General features: G+C 63.7%; 19 protein-coding genes and 1 other RNA gene. 16 read left to right on the top strand and 4 right to left on the bottom strand.

The window, feature by feature from the left end; translation table 11 throughout:
* Nucleotides 1-356: 356 nt before the first annotated feature.
* Complete coding sequence (locus Q6D67_RS12900) at nt 357-641, top strand: hypothetical protein (protein WP_304706029.1); 285 nt, start codon at nt 357-359, stop codon at nt 639-641.
* 224 nt (nt 642-865) lie between these two features.
* Here the strand turns inward: Q6D67_RS12900 and ssrA are convergent.
* Nucleotides 866-1,256: a transfer-messenger RNA gene (gene ssrA / locus Q6D67_RS12895) on the bottom strand.
* A gap of 108 nt (nt 1,257-1,364) precedes the next feature.
* On the opposite strand from ssrA, the gene Q6D67_RS12890 reads away from it, so the two are divergent.
* A complete protein-coding gene (locus Q6D67_RS12890; RefSeq protein ID WP_304706028.1) occupies nt 1,365-2,429 on the top strand; it encodes an Ldh family oxidoreductase in 1,065 nt (354 codons plus the stop codon).
* A 5-nt stretch (nt 2,430-2,434) separates the two neighbouring features.
* Here the strand turns inward: Q6D67_RS12890 and smpB are convergent, their stop codons facing one another.
* Complete coding sequence (gene smpB, locus Q6D67_RS12885) at nt 2,435-2,917, bottom strand: SsrA-binding protein SmpB (protein WP_304706027.1); 483 nt, start codon at nt 2,915-2,917, stop codon at nt 2,435-2,437.
* A 107-nt stretch (nt 2,918-3,024) separates the two neighbouring features.
* On the opposite strand from smpB, the gene Q6D67_RS12880 reads away from it, so the two are divergent.
* The 3 genes from Q6D67_RS12880 to Q6D67_RS12870 are packed head-to-tail and all read left to right on the top strand — an operon-like array spanning nt 3,025 to nt 5,165.
* A complete protein-coding gene (locus Q6D67_RS12880) occupies nt 3,025-4,380 on the top strand; it encodes a sodium-dependent transporter (protein ID WP_304706026.1) in 1,356 nt (451 codons plus the stop codon).
* A gap of 31 nt (nt 4,381-4,411) precedes the next feature.
* Nucleotides 4,412-4,843, top strand: a complete 432-nt coding sequence (locus tag Q6D67_RS12875) for a type II toxin-antitoxin system RatA family toxin (protein ID WP_304706025.1) — start codon at nt 4,412-4,414, stop codon at nt 4,841-4,843.
* Nucleotides 4,844-4,847: 4 nt separating this feature from the next.
* On the top strand, nt 4,848-5,165 hold the full coding sequence (locus Q6D67_RS12870; protein ID WP_304706024.1) for an RnfH family protein: 318 nt from the start codon (nt 4,848-4,850) through the stop codon (nt 5,163-5,165).
* Between the two features lie 7 nt (nt 5,166-5,172).
* Here Q6D67_RS12870 and Q6D67_RS12865 read toward each other — a convergent pair whose 3' ends face one another.
* Nucleotides 5,173-5,553, bottom strand: coding sequence for an outer membrane protein assembly factor BamE (locus Q6D67_RS12865; protein WP_304706023.1), 381 nt, complete (start codon nt 5,551-5,553; stop codon nt 5,173-5,175).
* A gap of 38 nt (nt 5,554-5,591) precedes the next feature.
* Between Q6D67_RS12865 and fur the strand changes: the two genes are divergently transcribed.
* Entirely contained in the window at nt 5,592-6,014 is a 423-nt protein-coding gene (fur, locus tag Q6D67_RS12860) for a ferric iron uptake transcriptional regulator (RefSeq protein WP_304706022.1), read from the top strand.
* Between the two features lie 100 nt (nt 6,015-6,114).
* Nucleotides 6,115-7,389: a cytochrome P450 gene (locus Q6D67_RS12855; RefSeq protein ID WP_304706021.1), complete on the top strand. Its 1,275-nt coding sequence runs from the start codon at nt 6,115-6,117 to the stop codon at nt 7,387-7,389.
* Nucleotides 7,390-7,396: 7 nt separating this feature from the next.
* Here the strand turns inward: Q6D67_RS12855 and recN are convergent, their stop codons facing one another.
* Nucleotides 7,397-9,058: a DNA repair protein RecN gene (gene recN / locus Q6D67_RS12850; protein WP_304706020.1), complete on the bottom strand. Its 1,662-nt coding sequence runs from the start codon at nt 9,056-9,058 to the stop codon at nt 7,397-7,399.
* Nucleotides 9,059-9,188: 130 nt separating this feature from the next.
* On the opposite strand from recN, the gene hrcA reads away from it, so the two are divergent.
* The 9 genes from hrcA to Q6D67_RS12805 all read left to right on the top strand — a co-directional run bounded on the left by hrcA (nt 9,189) and on the right by Q6D67_RS12805 (nt 20,558).
* The gene (gene hrcA, locus Q6D67_RS12845; RefSeq protein ID WP_304706019.1) at nt 9,189-10,223 is read left to right on the top strand and encodes a heat-inducible transcriptional repressor HrcA; all 1,035 of its coding nucleotides are present in this window, start codon (nt 9,189-9,191) and stop codon (nt 10,221-10,223) included.
* 372 nt (nt 10,224-10,595) lie between these two features.
* Nucleotides 10,596-11,183: a nucleotide exchange factor GrpE gene (gene grpE / locus Q6D67_RS12840; protein ID WP_304706018.1), complete on the top strand. Its 588-nt coding sequence runs from the start codon at nt 10,596-10,598 to the stop codon at nt 11,181-11,183.
* Nucleotides 11,184-11,285: 102 nt separating this feature from the next.
* Nucleotides 11,286-13,214 (top strand): molecular chaperone DnaK, encoded by a 1,929-nt coding sequence (gene dnaK / locus Q6D67_RS12835; RefSeq protein WP_304706017.1) that lies wholly within the window; start codon nt 11,286-11,288, stop codon nt 13,212-13,214.
* A 117-nt stretch (nt 13,215-13,331) separates the two neighbouring features.
* Complete coding sequence (gene dnaJ, locus Q6D67_RS12830; RefSeq protein ID WP_304706016.1) at nt 13,332-14,456, top strand: molecular chaperone DnaJ; 1,125 nt, start codon at nt 13,332-13,334, stop codon at nt 14,454-14,456.
* Nucleotides 14,453-15,256 carry a 4-hydroxy-tetrahydrodipicolinate reductase gene (gene dapB / locus Q6D67_RS12825; RefSeq protein ID WP_304706015.1) on the top strand — a complete coding sequence of 268 codons (804 nt, stop codon included), beginning with the start codon at nt 14,453-14,455 and terminating at the stop codon, nt 15,254-15,256. The genes dnaJ and dapB overlap by 4 nt, the downstream gene beginning before the upstream one ends.
* Nucleotides 15,257-15,451: 195 nt before the next feature.
* The gene (trxA, locus tag Q6D67_RS12820) at nt 15,452-16,306 is read left to right on the top strand and encodes a thioredoxin (protein ID WP_304706014.1); all 855 of its coding nucleotides are present in this window, start codon (nt 15,452-15,454) and stop codon (nt 16,304-16,306) included.
* An 84-nt stretch (nt 16,307-16,390) separates the two neighbouring features.
* Nucleotides 16,391-18,169 (top strand): alkyl sulfatase dimerization domain-containing protein, encoded by a 1,779-nt coding sequence (locus tag Q6D67_RS12815; protein WP_304706013.1) that lies wholly within the window; start codon nt 16,391-16,393, stop codon nt 18,167-18,169.
* Nucleotides 18,170-18,215: 46 nt separating this feature from the next.
* Nucleotides 18,216-19,394, top strand: a complete 1,179-nt coding sequence (locus Q6D67_RS12810; protein ID WP_304706012.1) for an acyl-CoA dehydrogenase family protein — start codon at nt 18,216-18,218, stop codon at nt 19,392-19,394.
* A gap of 24 nt (nt 19,395-19,418) precedes the next feature.
* The gene (locus Q6D67_RS12805; RefSeq protein WP_304706011.1) at nt 19,419-20,558 is read left to right on the top strand and encodes an acyl-CoA dehydrogenase family protein; all 1,140 of its coding nucleotides are present in this window, start codon (nt 19,419-19,421) and stop codon (nt 20,556-20,558) included.
* The last annotated feature ends 15 nt before the right edge of the window (nt 20,559-20,573 follow it).

The following is a 20,573-nucleotide window of genomic DNA, read 5'->3' as shown; positions in this document are numbered from 1 at the left end:
TCTTGCCATTGGTCAACTCCACGCCCTCTGTATTATACCTATTGGTGGGGCAACAATGTTGACACAGAGGGGATCGCGCCAGGATGGGTGCAGACGGGCGCCGGGTGGTGGAAGAGGCTCTCAGCGAGGATGTGGTGGTAGAGGCGACGTTGGCGGCGGTGCGCAAAGTTGGTCGGTTTTGATGTACCACTGTGGCCCTGGATTTGGCATGCTGTGGTCTCGGCAAGGAGCAGGCCCTTGCCAGCGTCCGCAGGAGAGCTATCATGACCACATTGGCGTTTGAATCGCTCAGGTATGCCCGCAGGTTGAGAGATGCCGGCGTACCGTAGCCCCAGGCTGATGCGCAGGCGGAGCTTATGGCGGAAGCGTTCGGATTTTATGCGGAGAACATCCTGACGAAGGACCACTTCGAGGCGGTGCTGGACGCCAAGCTGGATGCGCGGTTTGCGCAGCAGGATGCGAAGTTTGACAAGCGTTTTGCGGAGCAGGGTGCGAAGTTCTTTGGGTGCTTTTCTGATCAAATCGCAAGATTCGAAGGACGTTTTGGCAAAATGGAACGAACACAGTACCTCCATACATGGATGCTCGGCATTCTCGTTGTCGCCATAGTTGTGCCGCAGGTGCAGGCGTGGCTGGGGTGATGCGGCGCCTTATATTCACGCGTGTTGATTGCTTGCGCCTGGTTATAACCGAAAAGCGTCTCCGCGGAGATTTTGATTGGATTTGATGGCCAATGCGGGGACCAGGTGGTGCGGTTGAGTTCCACCAAGGCCGCGGAAATGACTAAGCTGAGACGCAGTATAAACAAAAAAGCCCTGAATCTCAGGGCCTTAGTGACGTTCCAGGATGGTGCTGGATGTGTGATTGGTGGAGGCGGCGGGAGTTGAACCCGCGTCCGCCAGTACTCTGCCTTCGGCTCTACATGCTTAGTTTCCGTTAATTAATTTAGCCTCATACAGCCCAACGGGCAGGACGTAATTGGCGAGCCTGAATAAGTTTTAGCAGATCCACCTCAGGCGGGCTTCTCAGCGATCCAGTTCTATATGACAGTCAGTAGCGCGGTACTGGCACCTTGCTAAAGACCGCTAGGGCCGAAGCCACTAGTTGGTGCTTCACGGGCTGCTTACGCAGCCAGTTGGGCACCGTAGTTGTCGTCGTTGGCAACTAATAGTTTGCAGCTTTGGATTAACGTGATTGGCTACCATCACGGCATGCACCTCAGGGTTCGCTACCGTCGTCGAATCCGTATCGCCCCCAGTGTGACTTCGCAATTGTACCTCAATTGCACAGTGTTAGACTGTGTTTTTTGCAGAAGTTCAGTATCAGTACTGTACCCGCTGTTTTCCCATTTGCAAGGAGCCTCCATGTCTGTCTGTTATGACCACACCGACCTCCAGCAGTTCTCCACCCGGCTGTTCGTGGCCGCGGGGCTGGCCGAGGACCGCGCCAGGGTGATGGCGGAGGTGCTGCTGGAGGCGGATTTGCTGGGGTTCACGACCCACGGCATGAACCGGGTCGCACATAATGTGCGCTGGCTGCTGAGCGGCGAGAGCCGCAGCGTCGGGGACCCGGAGGTGCTGGTAGACCGCGGCGCCCTGTTTAACTGGGACGCGGGGTTTCTGCCCGGCCCCTGGGTGGTCAGCCAGGCGGTGGATACGGCTCTGGCCCGCCTGCCCGAGTACGGGGTAGTGACTGCCACTCTGCGCCGCAGCCAGCATATTGCCTGTCTTGCCGCCTATCTGCCGAAGGTGGTGGAGGCGGGCTACATGGCCGTCATGACCTGTTCGACGCCCGCGGAGCATACGGTCAGCGCCCACGGCGGCATTGACCCGGTGTTTTCTGCCAACCCCATTGCCATGGCCGCCCCGGGCAATGAATATCCGCTGCTGTTCGATATCAGCATGTCCATCACCGCGGGCGGCTACGTTGCGCGTGCGCTGCGGGAGGGCAGCCGCATGCCGGAACCCTGCCTCAAGGATGCCAATGGCAAGGTGACGGACGATCCCCGCGCCCTGGCGGGCCCGCCGCCCGGCAGCATCATGCCCATCGGCGGCGCCGGTCATGGCTACAAGGGTGCGGCGCTGTCGGCGGCCACGGAAGTACTCAGCATGGCTCTGGGGGGCTACGGGCGCGCGGATCCCGACGCTGCCGGTGACGGGGAGGCCAACTCCGTGTTCCTGCAGCTGATCGACCCGGCGGCCTTTGGTCCCCTGCCGGGGTTCAGGCAGCAAATTCACGCCCTGCAGAATCTGGTGATGACCAGTGCTGTCGCCGAGGGTGCACCGCAGGCGCGCTTGCCGGGCCAGCGCGCCTGGGAGCAGCGCCGGGAACAGTTGGCGGCCGGTGTGGTCCTGTACCCGACCATCATGGAGGATCTGGCGCCGCTGGCGGCACAACTCGGGGTGCCGCTGCCGCAGTCGCTGCCCTAGGGGGCCTACTGCTTGACGTTGTCGCGGATGATCCGCTGCTTCTGCCGGTCCCAGTCGCGCTCTTTCTCTGTATCGCGCTTGTCGTGGCTCTTCTTGCCCTCGGCCAGGGCGATGCGGGCCTTGACCAGATGGCCCTTCCAGTACAGCTGGGTGCAGACGCAGGTCAGCCCTTTCTGGGAAACGGCGGTCAGGATCTTCGCCAGCTCCTTGCGGTGCAGCAGCAGGCGGCGGGTGCGGGTGGGGTCGCTGATAAAGTGGGTGGAGACAGTGTCCAGCGGCGTGATCTGGACGCCCAGCAGCCAGGCTTCGCCGTCTTTCATCAGCACGTAGGAATCCGTGAGCTGCGCCTTGCCCATGCGCAGGCTCTTTACCTCCCAGCCTTCCAGGGCTACGCCCGCCTCGAAGCTTTCCAGGAGCTGAAAGTCAAAAGACGCACGTTTGTTGCGCGCGATGACGTTGTCGTTGTTGCCGGGCTTCTTCTTGCTCATGGCGCGCATTATACGGACAAGCCCGCGCCCTGAAACGTGAATTTGGCCCTTTTCATGAGCGAGGGCGTCGGGCACTCTAACTGCATGATAAAAGGTCAGTTTTTGCAATGACGGGGGCGACCCTGAATCCACTGGGGGAGTGGCGGTCGCGCATGACCTTCGTGCTGTCCCTGGCCGCCGCCGCAGTGGGCATGGGCAGCATCTGGCGCTTTTCCTACCTCAGCGGTGAGTATGGCGGGGCGCCTTTTGTGATCGCCTATGTGGTTTTCCTGGCGCTTCTGGCGGTACCGATACTGATTGCCGAGCTGGTGCTGGGTACCCAGGGGCGGGGCAGTGTGGTGGAGTCGGTGGCGCACGCGGTGGAGCGGTCCCACTGCGCCCCCGCCTGGCGCCTTCTGCCCTGGTTGGCCTGCCTGGCAGGGGTGATGCTGCTGGCTCTCTACGTGGTCGTCGCCGGCTGGTCCCTGGTGTACGCCCGCGCCATGTACAGCGGCAGCTTCAGCGCCGCCAGTGTGCTCAACGCCGGCCAGTATTTTGCCGAGCTGGTGGCCGATGCCGGGCGCATGCTGCTGTGGCAGTCCCTGTTCCTGTTGCTGGTGCTGACAGTGGTCGCCGCCGGCGTGCGCCGGGGCATCGGTCTGCTCGCCTGGCTGCTGGTGCCCACCCTGCTGGCCAGCCTTGTCCTGCTGGTTCAGTACAGTATTACTAACGGCGATCTCATTGCGGCCGGCAAATTCCTGTTCTCCGTGCAATGGCTGGACTTTAACCGCGATGCCCTGCTGATGGCCCTGGGGCAGGCCTTTTTCACCCTGGGTGTCGGGGTTGGCACAGGCATCAGTTTTGGCAGCTACGCACCGGTGAGGGTGCCGATCGGGCGCTCGGTCATCGCGGTGGCGGTATTCGACACCCTGGTGGCGCTGGCCATGGGTCTGGCGATTTTCCCGCTGGTGTTTGCCTACAACCTGGTGCCCGCCATGGGCCCGGGCCTGATGTTCATCAGCATGCCCCATGCTTTCGGCAATATCATGGACGGCGAAATTTTTGGGACCCTGTTTTTCCTGCTGATGGCCCTGGTGGCGCTGGGGTCCTGTGTCGCGATTCTGGAACCCGTGGTCGGGGCGGTGAAACAGCGCTTTGGCCTGCGTCGGGTGACTGCGGTAGCCATTGTCGGTGCGCTGGTCTGGCTGCTGGCCTACGCTGCCGCAGTCACCCTGGACAGCAGCAGCGGCGAGGGCGGGATCGACCTGTTCCGCCTGCTGGATCGCCTGGCCGGTGGCCTGCTGCTGCCTCTGGTGGCGCTGGGCACGACCATCCTGGTTGGCTGGGGGCTGCGCCGGCCGCTGCTGCGGGCGCATCTGTACCGGGAGAGCAACCTGTTTTTTTCGCTTTGGTACTTCCTGTTGAGGTATATTGCGCCGCCGGCCATCCTGCTGGTGATGCTGGGTGCGCTGCTCACTTACTGAGTACAGCATCGCGCCATTGATTGAGACTACGATGACGATAATCCATCGCCACGCCTTGCTGCCCTACCGCGACCGGCTGCTGTTCGACCTGGTCAACGATATCGAAGCCTACCCCCAGTACATGGAGGGTTGCACCGGTGCCGAGGTTCTGCGCCGGGAGGAGGATCTGGTGGATGCGCGACTGCGGTTGTCCCGGGGCGGCATCAGCCAGAGCTTCAGCACGCGCAACCGGCTGCAGGCTCCGGAAATCATTACCCTGGAACTGCTGGACGGTCCTTTCGACTATTTTCAGGGGCGCTGGGAGTTCCGCGGGCTGGCCGAAAACGCCTGCAAGGTGAGCCTGCATCTCGAGTTCACCATCAGCAACCTGCTGGTGGGTGCGGCGGTGGGGCGCCTGTTCGACCGTGTGACCAACAATCTGGTGGACGCCCTCGGCCGGCGCGCCAGACAGCTCTATGGGTAGACAAATGACCGATGAACAGACCATTCATGTGGAAGTGGCCTTCGCCCTGCCGGAGCGGCAGGCGATCATTCCCCTGCAGGTGCTCCCCGGCACTACCGCGTTGCAGGCGGCCCAGCGCTCAGGGATAGCCGAGCGCTTCGAGAGTCTGGACCTGGAGAACGCCCGCCTGGGTATTTTTGGCAAGCTGGTCGCGGCGGACCAGGTGTTGCAGGAAGGAGACCGGGTGGAGATCTACCGGCCTCTGAAAGCGGATCCCAAGGAAGTGCGCAAGGCGCGGGCGGCGCGGGTCAAGGAGCGCCGGCAGGAGGAAGCAGAGGGCTAGCAGCGTGTCAGGGTACCTGGTTCGCCGCCCAGGTCGGCAGGTAATCGCCGCTGACGTTAACCAGGCTGTCGCCGTCGAAATGCATGGTGACAGTGGCCTCGCGGATAACCTTGGTGCCGTTGCGAATGACGTAGGGGTAGTCCCAGCGCGTGCGGTTGAAGGAGTCTTCCAGCAGGGGGGTTCCCATTATGAAACGCACCTGGCGCTGATTCATGCCGGGCTTGAGTTGGTCTACCATGTCCTGGGTGACGATATTGCCCTGCTCGACGTCAATGCGGTAGACCCCGGGGAATCCGAAGTTGCCGCAGGCGGTGAGCATGGCCAGTGCCGCTGCCAGGAAAATGCTGCGCATGGGCTTGAACTTCCACTTGAGAGGATGGAGTGGCATGATACCCGTCCTGACCAGCACAGAGAACCCCTTCCATCATGCCTGTCGATAATCAGGAGTTGCGCAACGCCGGTCTCAAGGTGACCTTGCCACGGGTCAAGATCCTGCAGATTCTGGAAGCCACCGGTGAGACCACCCAGCATCTGAGTGCCGAGGATGTCTACCAGAAACTGCGCGATGCCGGCGAAGATGTCGGATTGGCCACCGTCTATCGGGTACTGACCCAGTTCGAGACTGCAGGCCTGGTAAGCCGCCACAACTTCGAGACCGGCCACTCGGTGTTCGAGCTCGATACAGGCCACCACCACGACCACATGGTCTGCGTGTCCAGCGGCGCGGTGATCGAGTTCAATGACCCGGTGATTGAGCGGCGGCAACAGGAAATCGCCCGCGAACACGGCTACGACATTGTCGACCACTCGCTGGTGCTGTACGTGCGCAAGCGCAACGACGAGGACTGACTTCCGGCCGCACTGCACGACCTTCTGGCGGAAACTGCATTTGTGTGCAAATATGCACAAATGTATAGTTTAGTGCCCGCGCTGGCACAGGAGCAGGACCATGCAGGCCGCCATCGAATCCCAACAGCCCATTGAGGCGCTGTTCAACCCGGCTTCCCCCGAATACCTGAAGGACCCGGTGTCCCAGTTCCTCGCCCTGGCGCGGCGCGGGCGGCTGGTCTGGTATGAGCCCTGGCAGGCATGGATCATGACCCGCATGCCGGACATCATGGAGTGCTGGCGCAACGAATACCTGTCCTCCGACTTCTACGACTGGGAATTTGCCCCGCCGCGGCCGCCGGAAGACAAGTGGAGCAATTTCGAGCGGGCGATGATCGGCCACAGCCTGCTGGCGGACCATGACCATCACCGGCTGGTGCGACGCGTGGTGTCGCCGGCGTTTTCCCGCAACGTGGTGGATGAGATTCAGCGTCGGATCAAGCCCGATGTGGTGAAGCTGATCGATGCGCTGGGCGACCTCGAGAGCTTTGACTATATCGACAAGGTGGCCAACCACATCCCCTTCATTTCCATCAGCCGCATGGTGGGCTTGCCCGAGAAATACTGGCCGGAGATCAAACAGGTGGTGCTCACCTTCACCGAGGCCTGGAACCCGACCATCAGCGACGAGCGCCGGGAAGCGGCGCGGCAGGACAGCAACCGCGCCATCGAGATCCTGCAGCGGGTGATCGCCGAGCGCCGCGCCAACCCGGGCGAGGATGACTTTCTCAGCGTGCTGCTGAAGATCGAAGCGGAAAACGACAACTTCGGCGAATGGGACATCATCACCCTGGTGCTGGCGCTGATTGGCGCGGGCGCGGATACCACCCTCGTCGCCCAGCAGTGGACGCTTTACTCCCTGCTCAAGCACCCGGACCAGATTCCCGCGGCACTGGAGTCGCCGGACGCTTTCTCCAATGCGTTCAGCGAAATCATGCGCTGGTCTCTGTCCTCGAAGATGGGCTTTGCGCGTTACGCGCCCGAAGACATGGAGGTGCTGGGGCAGCAGGTACGCAAGGGCCAGATGGTGTTGATGATGCCGCACCTGAAGGACCACGACCCGGAGTACTACGACCACCCCGAACGCTTCGACGTCAAGCGCAAGTTCGATCCCGATGTGCTGTTCGGCTACGGCCCGCGCTACTGCATCGGCGCGGCCATGGCCAAGCGCCAGCTGTACCTCACCATGGTCGAACTGTTCCGGCGCTTCCCCAACCTGGAACTGGATGGCGAGCCGGAAATGGACAATTCGGACCACAACGCGGTGGTGTTTCGCGAGCTGCGGGTGCGGACGAACATCGGCAAGTCTCGCGGCGGCAGCTCGCCCGCGGGCTGAACCTTGCTCAGGCCTGGGCGGCGTCCGCCAGCATCTCACGGGCGTGGGCCAGGGACTGCTCGGTAATCTTGACCCCGCCGAGCATGCGCGCAATTTCGCGGGTGCGCTCGTCTCCCGCCAGCGGCGCCATGCGGGTCCAGGCCGCGGTCTTGTCGGAGGTTTTGCTCACCTGCAGGTGCTGGTGGCCCTGGGAGGCAACCTGGGCCAGGTGGGTCACGCACAGAACCTGGGTATCCTGCGCCAGCGAACGCAGCAGGCGACCGACCACTTCGGCCACGGCGCCGCCTATCCCCACGTCCACCTCATCAAACACCATGCTGGGCAGGGTGCCGCCGCTGGCGGTCACCACCTGTATGGCGAGGCTGATCCGGGACAGTTCACCGCCGGAGGCGATCTTGGCCAGTGGCTGCGGCGCCGCGCCGGGGTTGGTGCTGATCAGGAACTCGACATCCTCCGCGCCCTGGGGGTGGGGGTCCTTGCTGTCCCTGGTAGAGAGGGCAATCTCGAACCGGCAGTCGTCCATCGCCAGGGTCCTGAGCACGGTGGTGGCCTTGCTCACCAGGGACTTCGCAGCCTTGGCCCGCTGCTTGCCCAGAGTGACGGCGTCTGTGCGGTAGCGCTGTTCCAGCTGTGCCAGCTCTGCCTGCAGCTCTTCGATGCGCTGGCCGCCGTGGGCCAGACCCGCCAGCTCCTCCTGCAGACCGGCCTGGAACTCGGGTAACTGAGGTGGCTTGATGCGATGTTTGCGGGCGATGTCGTGGATTTGCTCCAGGCGTTTCTCCACCTCCGCCAGCCGCTCCGGGTCGATCTCCACGGAGTCGATATAGCGCTGAATTTCGCTTTGGGCCTCCTCCAGCTGGATTGCCGCCGATTCCAGCAGTTCGCGGGCATTGTCCGCCACTTTGCTGGCCCCGGTGGCGCCGCGGATCAGCTGCAGCGCGTGGCGGGCGCCGCCGGCCTGCCCCTCGCACAGCTCCAGGGCCTGGTGTGCGCCCTGCAGTATTTCCTCGGCGTTGGCCAGCTGGGTCTGGTCCCGTTCCAGTGCCTCCAGCTCGCCCTCGCGCAGGTCCAGCGCCTCCAGTTCCTCCACCTGGTAGGCCAGCAGCTGGGCGCGGGCACCCTGTTGGTCGCGGCTGCTGGTCAGCAGGGCGAGTTCACGCCCGCCGCGCAGCCACTCCGAGGCGGTCTGCTCCACGTTGCGCGCGAGCGCCGTGTGTCCGGCAAAGTTGTCCAGCATTTCCCTCTGCACCGGCTTGCGCAGCAGGGACTGGTGGGCATGCTGGCTGTGGATGTCGATCAGCAGCTCGCCCAGTTCCGCGCAATCCTGCACCGTCGAGGCGCTGCCATTGATGTACGCGCGGGAGCGGCCCTCGCCGGTGACTACCCGCCGCAGCAGACACTCGTCGCCATGATGGAGGTCCCGGGCGCGCAGCCAGGCCGTGGCCTGCGGGTTGTTTCTGATGTCGAAGCCGGCGGTCACCTCCGCCCGCTCACTGCCCGTGCGCACTGCCTTGGGGTCCGCCCGGTCCCCCAGGCACAGCCCCAGGGCGTCGAGCATGATCGACTTGCCGGCGCCGGTTTCCCCGGTGATGACTGTCATGCCGCCCCGGAACTCCATGTCCAGGGCGTCGACGATGGTGTACTGGTTGATGCTGATATGGGTGAGCATGGCTGGCCGCTGCAGGATTTGCCCTGTTATACCGCAGATCCGGCACTGTATAAACATCCATTGCGGTCACAGCTTTGTATTAAAGCTTCCCTGTGATACAACCAAGACAGGTATCAACATTGGGGACAGTATGAGCTCGGCGGACCTGTCAGAACGCGCGCGGATAATCCTCAAGGCCCTGGTGGAGCGCCACATCCGCGATGGCCAGCCGGTGGGGTCGCAAACCCTGCTCGAGGAGGCCGGCTTGCCGGTCAGCGCCGCCACCATCCGCAATGTGATGTCGGACCTGGAGGAGCGCGGGCTGCTGCATTCCCCCCACACCTCCGCCGGCCGGGTGCCCACTGCCCAGGGTTACCGCCTGTTCGTCGACCGCCTGCTACAGATGCAGCCCATTGACGAGCACGCAGTCAGCGCCCTGCGCGAGCAGCTCAACCCCGACAAATCCGCGACCGAGCTGGTGCAGACGGCGTCCTCCCTGCTCTCAGCCATCACCGCCCAGGCCGGGCTGGTGACCGTGCCGCGCCCCGACACCCACCAGTTGCGCCAGGTGGAGTTCCTGCCCCTGTCCGGGAACCGGGTGCTGGTCATTCTGGTGGTCAATGAGCGCGAGGTGCAAAACCGTATCATCCACACCCAGCGCCCCTTCACCGAAGCTGAGCTGAGGGAGGCCGCGGCCCTGGTCAACCAGCGTTTCGCCGGCCAGCCCCTGAGCCGGGTCCAGAGCCAGATCCTGCGGGAAATGCAGGAGGCGCGCAGCCGGATCGACAGCTACCTGCAGGCGGCCCTGGATCTGGCCAGCAAGGCGCTGGACCAGGACGAACCCGAGGACGAGTACCTGGTGGCGGGGGAGTCGCGGCTATTGGGCAATGTCAGTCCGGAGGATCTCAGCCGCCTGCGGGAATTGTTTGACGCATTCGAGCGGAAAAAAGACCTGCTGCACCTGCTTGAGCGCTGCTCCAAGGCCAATGGCGTGCAGATTTTCATTGGCGAGGAGGCGGGCTTCGAGGTCTTTGGTGATTACAGTGTGATCACCGCTCCCTACACCGACGGCGCCCGCACCCTGGGCGTGCTGGGGGTGATCGGCCCCACCCGCATGGCCTACGAGCGGGTCATTCCGGTTGTGGACATCACCGCCAGGATGCTGAGCTCCGCCCTGTCCCACTGAGTGCACCCGCTGTGGGCCCGCTCTGGGTGTGGGAGCCCGCTCTGGGTGTGGGAGCCAGCTCTGGGTGTAGGAGCCCGCTCTGGGTGTGGGAGCCCGCTCTGCGGGCGGGAGCCCGCTCTGGGTGTGGGAGCCCGCTCTGGGTGTGGGAGCCCGCTCTGCGGGCGATCGCGCAGGGACTGCGCTCCTACTCTGTCCGCTGCGCGGCCATTCACCTTGTCCGCGGGCGATCGCGCGGGGACCGCGCTCCTACCGTGCGTTTGCCGGCCTTGAAAAGCTAGCCTGAGTCCCAATATCCCTGTTAAGCAGCTGACGGGCGGCCCGCGTGGTCCTGTCCGTCACTCAATCCGTAACCGCCATTGATGGAGTAGCGACGTGGCCGAGAGCGAGCAGAACAAACCCGAAACTGAAGAGACCCTGGCGCCCGGGCTGGCTACCGCGGACACAGAGCCCGAAAATGTCGGCGCCGCCCAGGGTGACAATGAACTCACCCCCGAGGAGTTGATGGCGAAACTGGAAGAGGATCTCAACGCCGCCCGCGATGCCGCACTGCGGGCCCAGGCCGACGCCCAGAACATCAAGCGCCGCGCCGAGCAGGATGTGGAGAAGTCGCGCAAATTCGCGCTGGAGTCCTTCTGCAAGGAGCTGCTGCCGGTGGTCGACAACCTGGAGCGGACGCTGGCGGTAACGGCGGGTCACGACGAGACGGTGAAGCCGATCATCGAGGGCGTGGAGCTGACCCTGAAGAGCTTCACCGACGCCCTGCGCAAGTTCAACATCGAGCCCGTTGACCCCGAGGGCGAGCCCTTCGACCCCCAGCTGCATCAGGCCATGAGCCTGGTGGAAAACCCTGATGTCGAACCCAACACGGTGATCGCGGTGATGCAAAAGGGCTACACCCTGAACGCCAGGCTGGTGCGCCCCGCCATGGTGATGGTGAGCAAGGCGCCGTCGGCGCCGTAACAAGCGAAGGGCCGGCCCTTGAATTTTTTCGCTCAGGGCCAATATACAGAACAACTGAGTCAAGGTGGCCGGCAGTGCCGGCCCGCATAAGGAGACGAACACATGGGCAAGATTATCGGTATCGACCTGGGTACCACCAATTCCTGCGTTGCCGTGCTGGAAGGCGGCAAGGCGCGGGTGATCGAGAATTCCGAGGGTGACCGCACTACGCCCTCCATCGTCGCCTACACGGAAGACGGTGAGATCCTGGTAGGCCAGAGCGCCAAGCGCCAGTCGGTCACCAACCCCCACAACACCCTGTACGCCGTCAAGCGCCTGATCGGGCGCAAGTTCAAGGACGATGTGGTGCAGAAAGACATCAAGATGGTCCCCTACAAGATCATCGAAGCAGACAACGGCGACGCCTGGGTTCAGGCCAAGACCGAAAAAATGGCGCCGCCACAGGTGTCAGCAGAGGTGCTGCGGAAAATGAAGCGCACCGCCGAGGAGTACCTGGGTGAGGCGGTCACCGAGGCGGTGATCACCGTACCGGCGTACTTCAACGACTCCCAGCGCCAGGCTACCAAGGATGCCGGCCGCATCGCCGGGTTGGAGGTCAAGCGCATCATCAACGAGCCCACCGCGGCCGCGCTGGCCTACGGCATGGACAAGGCCAAGGGCGATCGCACCATTGCGGTGTACGACCTCGGCGGCGGGACCTTCGATATCTCCATCATCGAGATTGCCGAAGTGGACGGCGAGCACCAGTTCGAGGTACTGGCCACCAATGGCGACACCTTCCTCGGTGGTGAGGATTTCGATATGCGCCTGATCGAGTATCTGGCGGCGGAGTTCAAGAAGGAAAGCGGCATCGACCTGCACAACGACCCGCTGGCCCTGCAGCGTCTGAAGGAAGCGGCCGAGAAAGCCAAGATCGAACTGTCCTCCAGCCAGCAGACCGAGGTCAACCTGCCTTATATCACCGCCGATGCGACCGGGCCCAAGCACCTGGTGGTCAAGCTGTCCCGCTCCAAGCTGGAGTCGCTGGTGGAGGAGCTGGTCAAGCGTTCCATGGCGCCGGTGAAAGTAGCCTTGCAGGACGCGGGCCTGAGCCCCAGCGAGATCAACGACGTGATCCTGGTGGGCGGCCAGACCCGCATGCCGATGGTACAGAAGGCGGTCGCGGACTTCTTCGGCAAGGAGCCGCGCAAGGACGTGAACCCGGACGAAGCGGTAGCCATGGGTGCAGCCATCCAGGGCGCGGTGCTGTCGGGCGATGTCAAGGACGTGCTGCTGCTGGACGTGACGCCCCTGACCCTGGGTATCGAGACCATGGGTGGCGTCGCCACGCCGCTGATCGAGAAGAACACCACCATTCCGACCAAGAAGTCGCAGGTGTTCTCGACGGCGGACGACAACCAGACCGCGGTCACCATTCACGTGGTGCAGGGCGAGCGCAAGCAGGCGGCGCAGAACAAGTCCCTGGGGCGTTTTGACCTGGCGGATATCCCGCCGGCACCGCGCGGCTTGCCGCAGATCGAGGTGACCTTCGACCTGGACGCCAACGGCATTCTCAACGTCTCCGCCAAGGACAAGGCGACCGGCAAGGAGCAGTCCATCCGGATCACCGCTTCCGGCGGCCTGAGCGAGGAGGAAATCCAGCAGATGGTCTCGGATGCCGAGGTCAATGCCGACGCGGACGCGAAGTTCGAGGAACTGGTCGGCGCCCGCAACACCCTGGACGGTCTGGTGCACGCGGCCCGCAAGACCCTGGAAGAGGCGGGCGACAACGCCACTGCGGACGAGAAGGCAGCCATTGAGGCGGCCATTACCCAGGCGGAAGAGGCGCTGAAGGCCAACGACAAGGATGCCATCGACGCCGCGGCCACCAAGCTGACCGAGGCCACCGGCCCGGTCGCGCAGAAAATGTACCAGGCTCAGGCCGGTGCGGCTCAGGACGAGGCGCCTGGTGACAGCGGTGGTGACCAGGCCCAGGGCGGCGACGACGCTGTCGATGCGGAGTTCGAGGAAGTGAACGACGACAAGAAGTAAGCGATAAAACTTCTGTCACACGGGGCGGGCAGCCGTCCCGGATGTCAACATCGACCACGCGGGACTTAAGAGCCCGCGTGGTCATTTGCGAGGGTGCGGTTTAACGCCAGACTGTCTATGTCAAAACGCGATTACTACGAAGTGCTCGGGGTCGAGAAAGCGGCCGATGAGAAGGACATCAAGAAGGCCTATCGCCGGGTGGCCATGAAGTACCACCCGGACCGCAACCCGGACGATCCGGACGCGGACGAGAAGTTCAAGGAAGCCACCGAAGCCTACGACGTGCTGATGAACAGCGAGAAGCGGGCCGCCTACGACCGCTTCGGCCATTCCGGGGTTGATCACGGCATGGGCGGTGGCGGCTTTGGTGGCGGCAGCTTCAGCGATATTTTTGGCGACGTGTTCGGCGACATTTTCGGGGGTGGCGGTCGCGGTCGCGGTGGCCCCCAGCGCGGTTCCGACCTGCGCTATACCCTGGATATATCTCTCGAGGACGCCGTGCGCGGCACCACCGTCGAGATCAAGGTGCCCACGCTGGCCGGCTGCGATGAATGCGACGGCTCCGGCGCACGCAAGGGCAGTGCGCCGATCTCCTGTTCTACCTGTGGCGGTCTGGGACAGGTGCGGATGCAGCAGGGTTTCTTCCAGGTGCAGCAGACCTGTCCCACCTGCCGCGGCCGCGGCAAGATGATTTCCGACCCCTGTCCCAAATGCCGGGGTCAGGGCAGGGTCGAAAAGAGCAAGACCCTCTCGGTCAAGGTGCCGCCGGGCGTGGACACAGGCGACCGCATCCGCCTTTCCGGTGAAGGGGAGGCGGGGCCGGACGGCGGGCCCCCCGGGGATTTGTTCGTGCAGATGTCGGTGCGGCAGCACCCCATCTTCGAACGCGACGGCAAGAATCTGTACTGTGAAGTTCCCATCACCTTCGTCGCGGCAGCGCTGGGGGGCGAACTCGAAGTGCCGACCCTGGACGGTAGGGTCAAACTCAAGATTCCCGCGGAAACACAGACCGGCAAGCTGTTCCGCCTGCGCGGCAAGGGCGTGAAGCCGGTGCGCGGCGGCGCACTGGGCGACCTGCTGTGCCGGGCGGTGGTGGAGACACCGGTCAATCTCACCAAGAAGCAGAAGGAGCTCCTGAAGGAGTTCCAGGAAAGCCTCGGCCAGGGTGGCAACGCGCAGTCCCCGCGCCAGAGCAGCTGGTTCGAGGGTGTGAAGGCGTTCTTTGACGACATGAAGCCATGACTGTACGCGTCGGGATTACCGGCGCCGCCGGTCGCATGGGGCGCACCCTGATCGAGGCCATTGGCCAGACCCCGGGCCTGGAGGTGACGGCTGCCCTGGAGCAGTCCGCCAGCAGCCTGCTCGGCGCCGATGCCGGCGAGCTGGCAGGCCTGGGCAAGATCGGGGTGACTGTCAGCAGCGACCTGGCTGCGGTGATCGATGTTATCGACGTGTTGATCGACTTCACCGTACCGGCGGCGACCGTGGCCAATCTGGCGCTCTGCGTTACCGCGGGCAAGGCGGTGGTTATCGGCACAACCGGATTCAGCGCCAGTCAGGACGAAGAGATCAATCGTGCCGCCGCCCGCATCCCGGTATGCAAGGCCTCCAACTTCAGTACCGGCGTCAACCTCTGCTTCAAGCTCCTGGACATGGCGGCGCGCGTGCTCGGTGACGACGTGGATATCGAGATCGTCGAGGCCCACCACCGCCACAAGATCGACGCCCCATCCGGCACCGCCCTGGCCATGGGCGGCGTCGTCGCCAATGCCCTGGGTCGCGACCTGGCGGAGGTGGCGGTGTATGGCCGCGAGGGCCAAACCGGCGCCCGTGAGCGGGAGACCATCGGTTTCGCCACCGTGCGCGCCGGCGATATTGTCGGCGACCACACGGTGATCTTTGCGGGCGACGGCGAGCGGGTGGAGGTCACCCACAAAGCGTCCAGCCGCATGTCCTTCGCCCGCGGCGCGGTGCGTGCCGCGGGCTGGCTGGCCGGACGCGAGCCGGCCCTTTACGATATGCAGGACGTGCTGGGGCTGTAGCACCCGGCTTGAGTAATGTAGGAGCTCGCTCCGCGAGCGATGCTTCAATCGCCCACAGAGTGGGCTCCGTAGGAGCTCGCTCCGCGAGCGATACTTCAATCGCCCACAGAGTGGGCTCCCACAGAAGAGTGGGCTCCCACAGAAGAGTGGGCTCCCACAGAAAGAGTGGGCTCCCACAGAAGAGGAAAATCTGGCGTGACGGATTACATTGTCAACATCGATGAGAGCAACGCTGCGGCCCTGCTGATCGAGGAATCCCATCAGCGCCCCGTGGTGGTGGATTTCTGGGCCGACTGGTGCGGCCCCTGCAAGACCCTGATGCCGCTGCTGGAAAAGCTGGCCAACGAACACGCCGGCGCGTTCCTGTTGGCCAAGGTCAACGCCGACGAACAGCCCATGATCACCCAGCAGTTCGGGGTGCGCAGCCTGCCCACGGTGATGGTCATGCAGGGCGGGCAGCCGGTGGATGGCTTTGTCGGCGCCCAGTCCGAACAGCAGGTTCGCGAGCTGCTGGAAAAGTACCTGCCCAAACCCTGGGACGCCCTGTTGCAGCAGGCGCAGGCGTTCATGGCCGAGGGTGATTTCAGCTCCGCCCTGTCGCCGCTGCGGCAGGCCTTCGAGGATTCGCGCCAGCGCCACGACATCACCCTGGCCTACGCCCATGCCCTGGTCGAATGCAATCGCCTGGATGATGCCGACAGTGTCCTGGCCACGGTGAAGATGGTGGATCAGGACCCGGCCTGGGAGCAGCTGGTGGCCCAGGCCAAACTGCAACGCGAGGCAGCCCGCTCACCGGAAATAGAAGCCCTGGAGCAGCGCCTGCAGACGGAACCCGACAACCACGATGTGCGTCATCAGCTGGCGGTGCAGTACACCAACGCCGGCTATTACCGCGAGGCGCTGGAGCACCTGATCACCATTCTCCGGCAGGATCTGCAGCACGGTGACGGCTCCAGCAAGCAGACCCTGCTCGACATTGTTGCCAGCCTCGGCAAGGGCGACCCCCTGGCGGTGGAGTACCAGCGCAAGCTCTATAGCCTGCTGTACTGACCCACGGGTTCTTGTTTTGCACAGCCGGAATCGTTAAGGTACATGCCCCGGCGATGAAAAACATACCCGAAGGTCAAATCCGGCATGGTGAAGGCGTACATCACAGAGTCCCGTCGGTCTGCCGCGCGCATGTTGGCGTCGCTCTGTGCCGCGGCACTGTCTGCCTGCGGGGGTGATCCGGCGCCTGTCGCACCGCCTGCGGCACCGGCCAGCGAAGCCCTCGCGGCCCACAGCGCCGAGTTCCAAAAGGATATTGTCGAGGTCGTGCCCGGGATCCATGTGGCGATCGGCTACGCGCTGGCCAATGTCATCCTGATTGAGGGTGATGACGGCGTCATCATTGTCGATACCACGGAATCCCTGGCCGCCGCACGGGCGGTCAAGACAGGGTTTGAGCGCATTACCGACAAGCCGGTCGCCGCCATTATCTATACCCACAATCACACCGATCACATTTTCGGCGCCGCCGCCTTTGCCCAGGGGCGGGATGTGCCGGTCTACGCCCACGCTACCACCTGGTCCCATATCGAGCGCATCATGAACGTGCTGCGCCCGGTGATCGAAACCCGCTCTTTCCGCATGTTCGGCAACTACCTGGCGCAGGGTGGCGAAGCTGTCGTCAACGACGGCATTGGCCCGGCGCTGGCGCACACGCCCGGAACCGATACCGACCTGTTCGGCCTGTTGCAGCCCACGCACACCTTTCAGGACCGACTCGAAGTCACCATCGCCGGCCGCCATCTGGTGCTGCTGCACGCCCCGGGGGAGACCGATGACCAGATTCTGGTGTGGTTGCCGGAGGAGAAGGTTCTGCTGCCCGGCGACAATGTGTACAAGGCGTTCCCCAACCTCTACACCATCCGCGGTACCCGCTATCGCGATGTCACGCAGTGGGCAGAGAGCGTGCGCGCCATGCGCGGGCTCGGTGCCGAGCATCTGGTGCCCAGCCACACGCGCCCGGTGACGGGCGCCGCCAGGGTCGATGAGATCCTGCGGGTATACAGCGACGCTATCCAGTATGTCCACGACCAGACCGTGCGCGGCATCAACCAGGGCCTGGACGCGCTGACTCTGGCAGCCAGCATTGAGCTGCCGCCGGACCTCGCCGCGCATCCCTGGTTGCAGCCGTTCTACGGCACCGTGCCCTGGTCGGTGCGGGCGATCTATGCCGGGTACCTGGGATGGTACGACGGCAACAGCAGCAATCTGTTCCCGACCCCGGCTGCCACCCGGGCCAGCCGGCTGCTGGCGCTGGCGGGCGGCGAGGCAGCGGTGCTGGCAGAGGCCGAGGCCCGGTTGGCACAGGATCCCCAGTGGGCGGCGGAGCTTACCGATCTGGTACTGGCGGCGAATCCCGGTTCTGTCCCGATTGCGGCTGACCTGAAGGCGCAGGCGCTGCGTATCCTGGCTACACAGACTCCGAATCCGAATGCCCGCAACTGGTACCTGACAGAGGCTCTGGAACTGGAAGGCAGGCTGACGGTGGCACCCTCACCGCTCACGGCAGAGCGGGTGGAGTTTGCCCGCGGCTTCCCCATAGCGGGGGTGCTGCGAAGCATGGCGGTGAGCCTCGACCCGGCGCGCAGCGCCGGCGTGGATCAGCGTGTGGTGTTTGTCTTCCCCGACCAGGGAGCACAATATGCCATTCATGTGCGCAACCAGGTTGCCGCCATCGAGTCATTGCCTGCGGTGCCAGACGACGGCAGCCTGACGGTAACCGTAACCGCAAGTGACTGGCTGGATCTGCTGAGCGGCCAGCGCGGGCTCCCCCTGGCGCTGGCGGACGGGACCCTGCAGGTGTCCGGTGGCCTGGCTGACAAGGGTGACTTGCTGCAGTTTCTGGCGCTGTTTCGACAGGATTAGTTAACCGCGGCCCCGGGTCGCTATTGGACAACAGAGAGGTGTTGACGTGGATACAAGTTTTGCTCCGGAAGATCTCGCGTTTCGTGATGAAGTGCGGGCATTCTTCGCCGAGGCCTATGACGCCGAATTGCAGGCGCGCCTGAATAACCTGGAGACCTTCAGGGACGCCGTTATCGACTGGCAGAAACGGCTGTACAAGCAGGGCTGGATCGCGCCGGGCTGGCCGAAGGAGTACGGCGGCACCGGCTGGAACGCTACCCAGAAGTTCATCTACGAGACCGAGCGCACTGCCGCGGGCATCCGCGACGTCATCCCTTTCGGACTCAACATGGTGGGCCCGGTCATCTACCAATTTGGCAACGAGGAGCAGAAGGAACGCTTTCTGCCCCGTATTCTGCAGAGCGAGGACTGGTGGTGCCAGGGTTACTCGGAGCCCGGCGCCGGTTCCGACCTGGCGTCACTGAAAACCAGGGCGGTGCGGGAGGGCGACGAGTATATCGTTACCGGCGCCAAGATCTGGACCAGCTACGCCCAGTATGCGGACTGGATCTTCTGCCTGGTGCGCACCAACAGCGACGGCAAGAAGCAGGAAGGCATCAGTTTCCTGTTGATCGACATGAAGTCCCCCGGCATCAAGGTCAACCCGATAGTCTCCATCGATGGCCACTACAGCCTCAACGAGGTGGAGTTCAATGACGTGCGGGTGCCCGTGGCCAACCTGATCGGGGAACAGGACAAGGGCTGGACCTATGCCAAGGCCCTGCTGGCCCACGAACGCACGGCTATCGCCGGGGTTGCCGACAGCAAGCGCACCCTGGCCCAGACCCGTGAATTCGCCGCGCGTGAGGTCAATGGCGGCAAGTCACTGCTCAGCGATCCCCTGTTCCAGAAGCGCCTGTCGGATATCGAGATTGAGCTGATGGCGCTGGAATTCACCGAACTGCGAGTGTTGGCGTCGGTCGCCTCGGGCGGTGCGCCGGGCGCGGAGTCCTCGCTGCTCAAGATCAAGGGGACGGAGATGCAGCAGGCGGTACAGGAGCTGAAGATGGAGGTCGCCGCCTACTACCAGGGCGTGTTGCCCAACGAACTGACGCCTGAGCAGCTGGGCCACGACTTCGGCTCCCAGGCTCGCCAGAGCTACATGTATGGCCGTGCCTCCACCATCTACGGTGGCTCCAACGAGGTCCAGAAAAACGTTATCGCCAAGGCCGTGCTCGGCCTGTAATCCCGTATTCGAGAGGCAACAGTCATGAATTTTGAATTTACTGAAGAACAGGGCATGCTGCGGGACAGCGTGGCGCGCTTTATCCAGGACAGCTACGCTTTCGATACCCGCTGCAAGATTGCCGCCTCCGACGAGGCCATGAGCCGCGACAACTGGCAGACCTTGGCCGAGCTGGGCTGGTTGTCGGTTCCGTTTGCCGAGGAGCACGGCGGTTTCGGTGGCAGCCCCGTCGATACCATGGTGGTGATGGAGGAGTTCGGCAAGGGCCTGGTGCTGGAGCCCTACCTCGCCACGGTGCTGCTGTTCGGCGGCCTGCTGCAGCGGGGCGGTACGGTGGAGCAGCAGGCCGAGCTGATTCCCCGCATTATCGAGGGGGGCTGTCTGGGGGCTTTCGCCTATCTGGAGCGCCAGAGCCGGTATGAGCTGGCGGATATCAAGACTACGGCCAGCGCACAGGGCGACAGCTTCGTCCTCAACGGTGAGAAGGTTGTGGTATTCAATGGCGCCAGCGCCGACCAGCTGATTGTTTCGGCCCGGACCCGCGGTGAGCAGAGCGACCGCGACGGCATTACCCTGCTGCTGGTGCCCGCGGACGCCGCCGGCATCGAGCGCAGCAGCTACCGGCTGATGGACGGACAGCTGGTAGCCAATATCCTGTTCCAGGACGTGCAGGTGCCGGCCGCGGACGTGGTGGGGGAGCAGCACGCTGGCTTCGACCTGATGCACGAGGTGGTGACCGCCGCCAATATCGCGCTCGCCGCGGAAGCACTGGGCATCATGGGCCAGCTCAACGCCAAGACCCTTGAGTACACCAAGACCCGCAAGCAGTTCGGTGTCGCCATTGGCAGCTTCCAGGCCCTGCAGCACAGGATGGTGGACACTTTCATGGCCTATGAGCAGACCAAGTCCCTGCTCTACCGTGCGGTGTGCGAGCTGGACGGTGGCGGCGACGATGTGGCCGCCTGTGTGCATGCGCTGAAAGTGATGGTCGACCGCAGCGGCAGGAAGATCTTCGGCGAGGCGATCCAGCTCCACGGCGGTATGGGTATCACCGACGAGCTGGACATTGGCCACTATGCCAAGCGGCTGATGATGATCAACACCACCTTTGGCAACGGTGATTATCATCAGGCACAATTCAGCCAGCTGCGCTACAGTGCTTGATCAATAACCGGGAGA

This window comes from Haliea sp. E1-2-M8 (assembly GCF_030649675.1).
Classification (GTDB): Bacteria; Pseudomonadota; Gammaproteobacteria; order Pseudomonadales; family Halieaceae; genus Haliea.
This window is presented reverse-complemented; position numbering and strand designations above follow the sequence as displayed.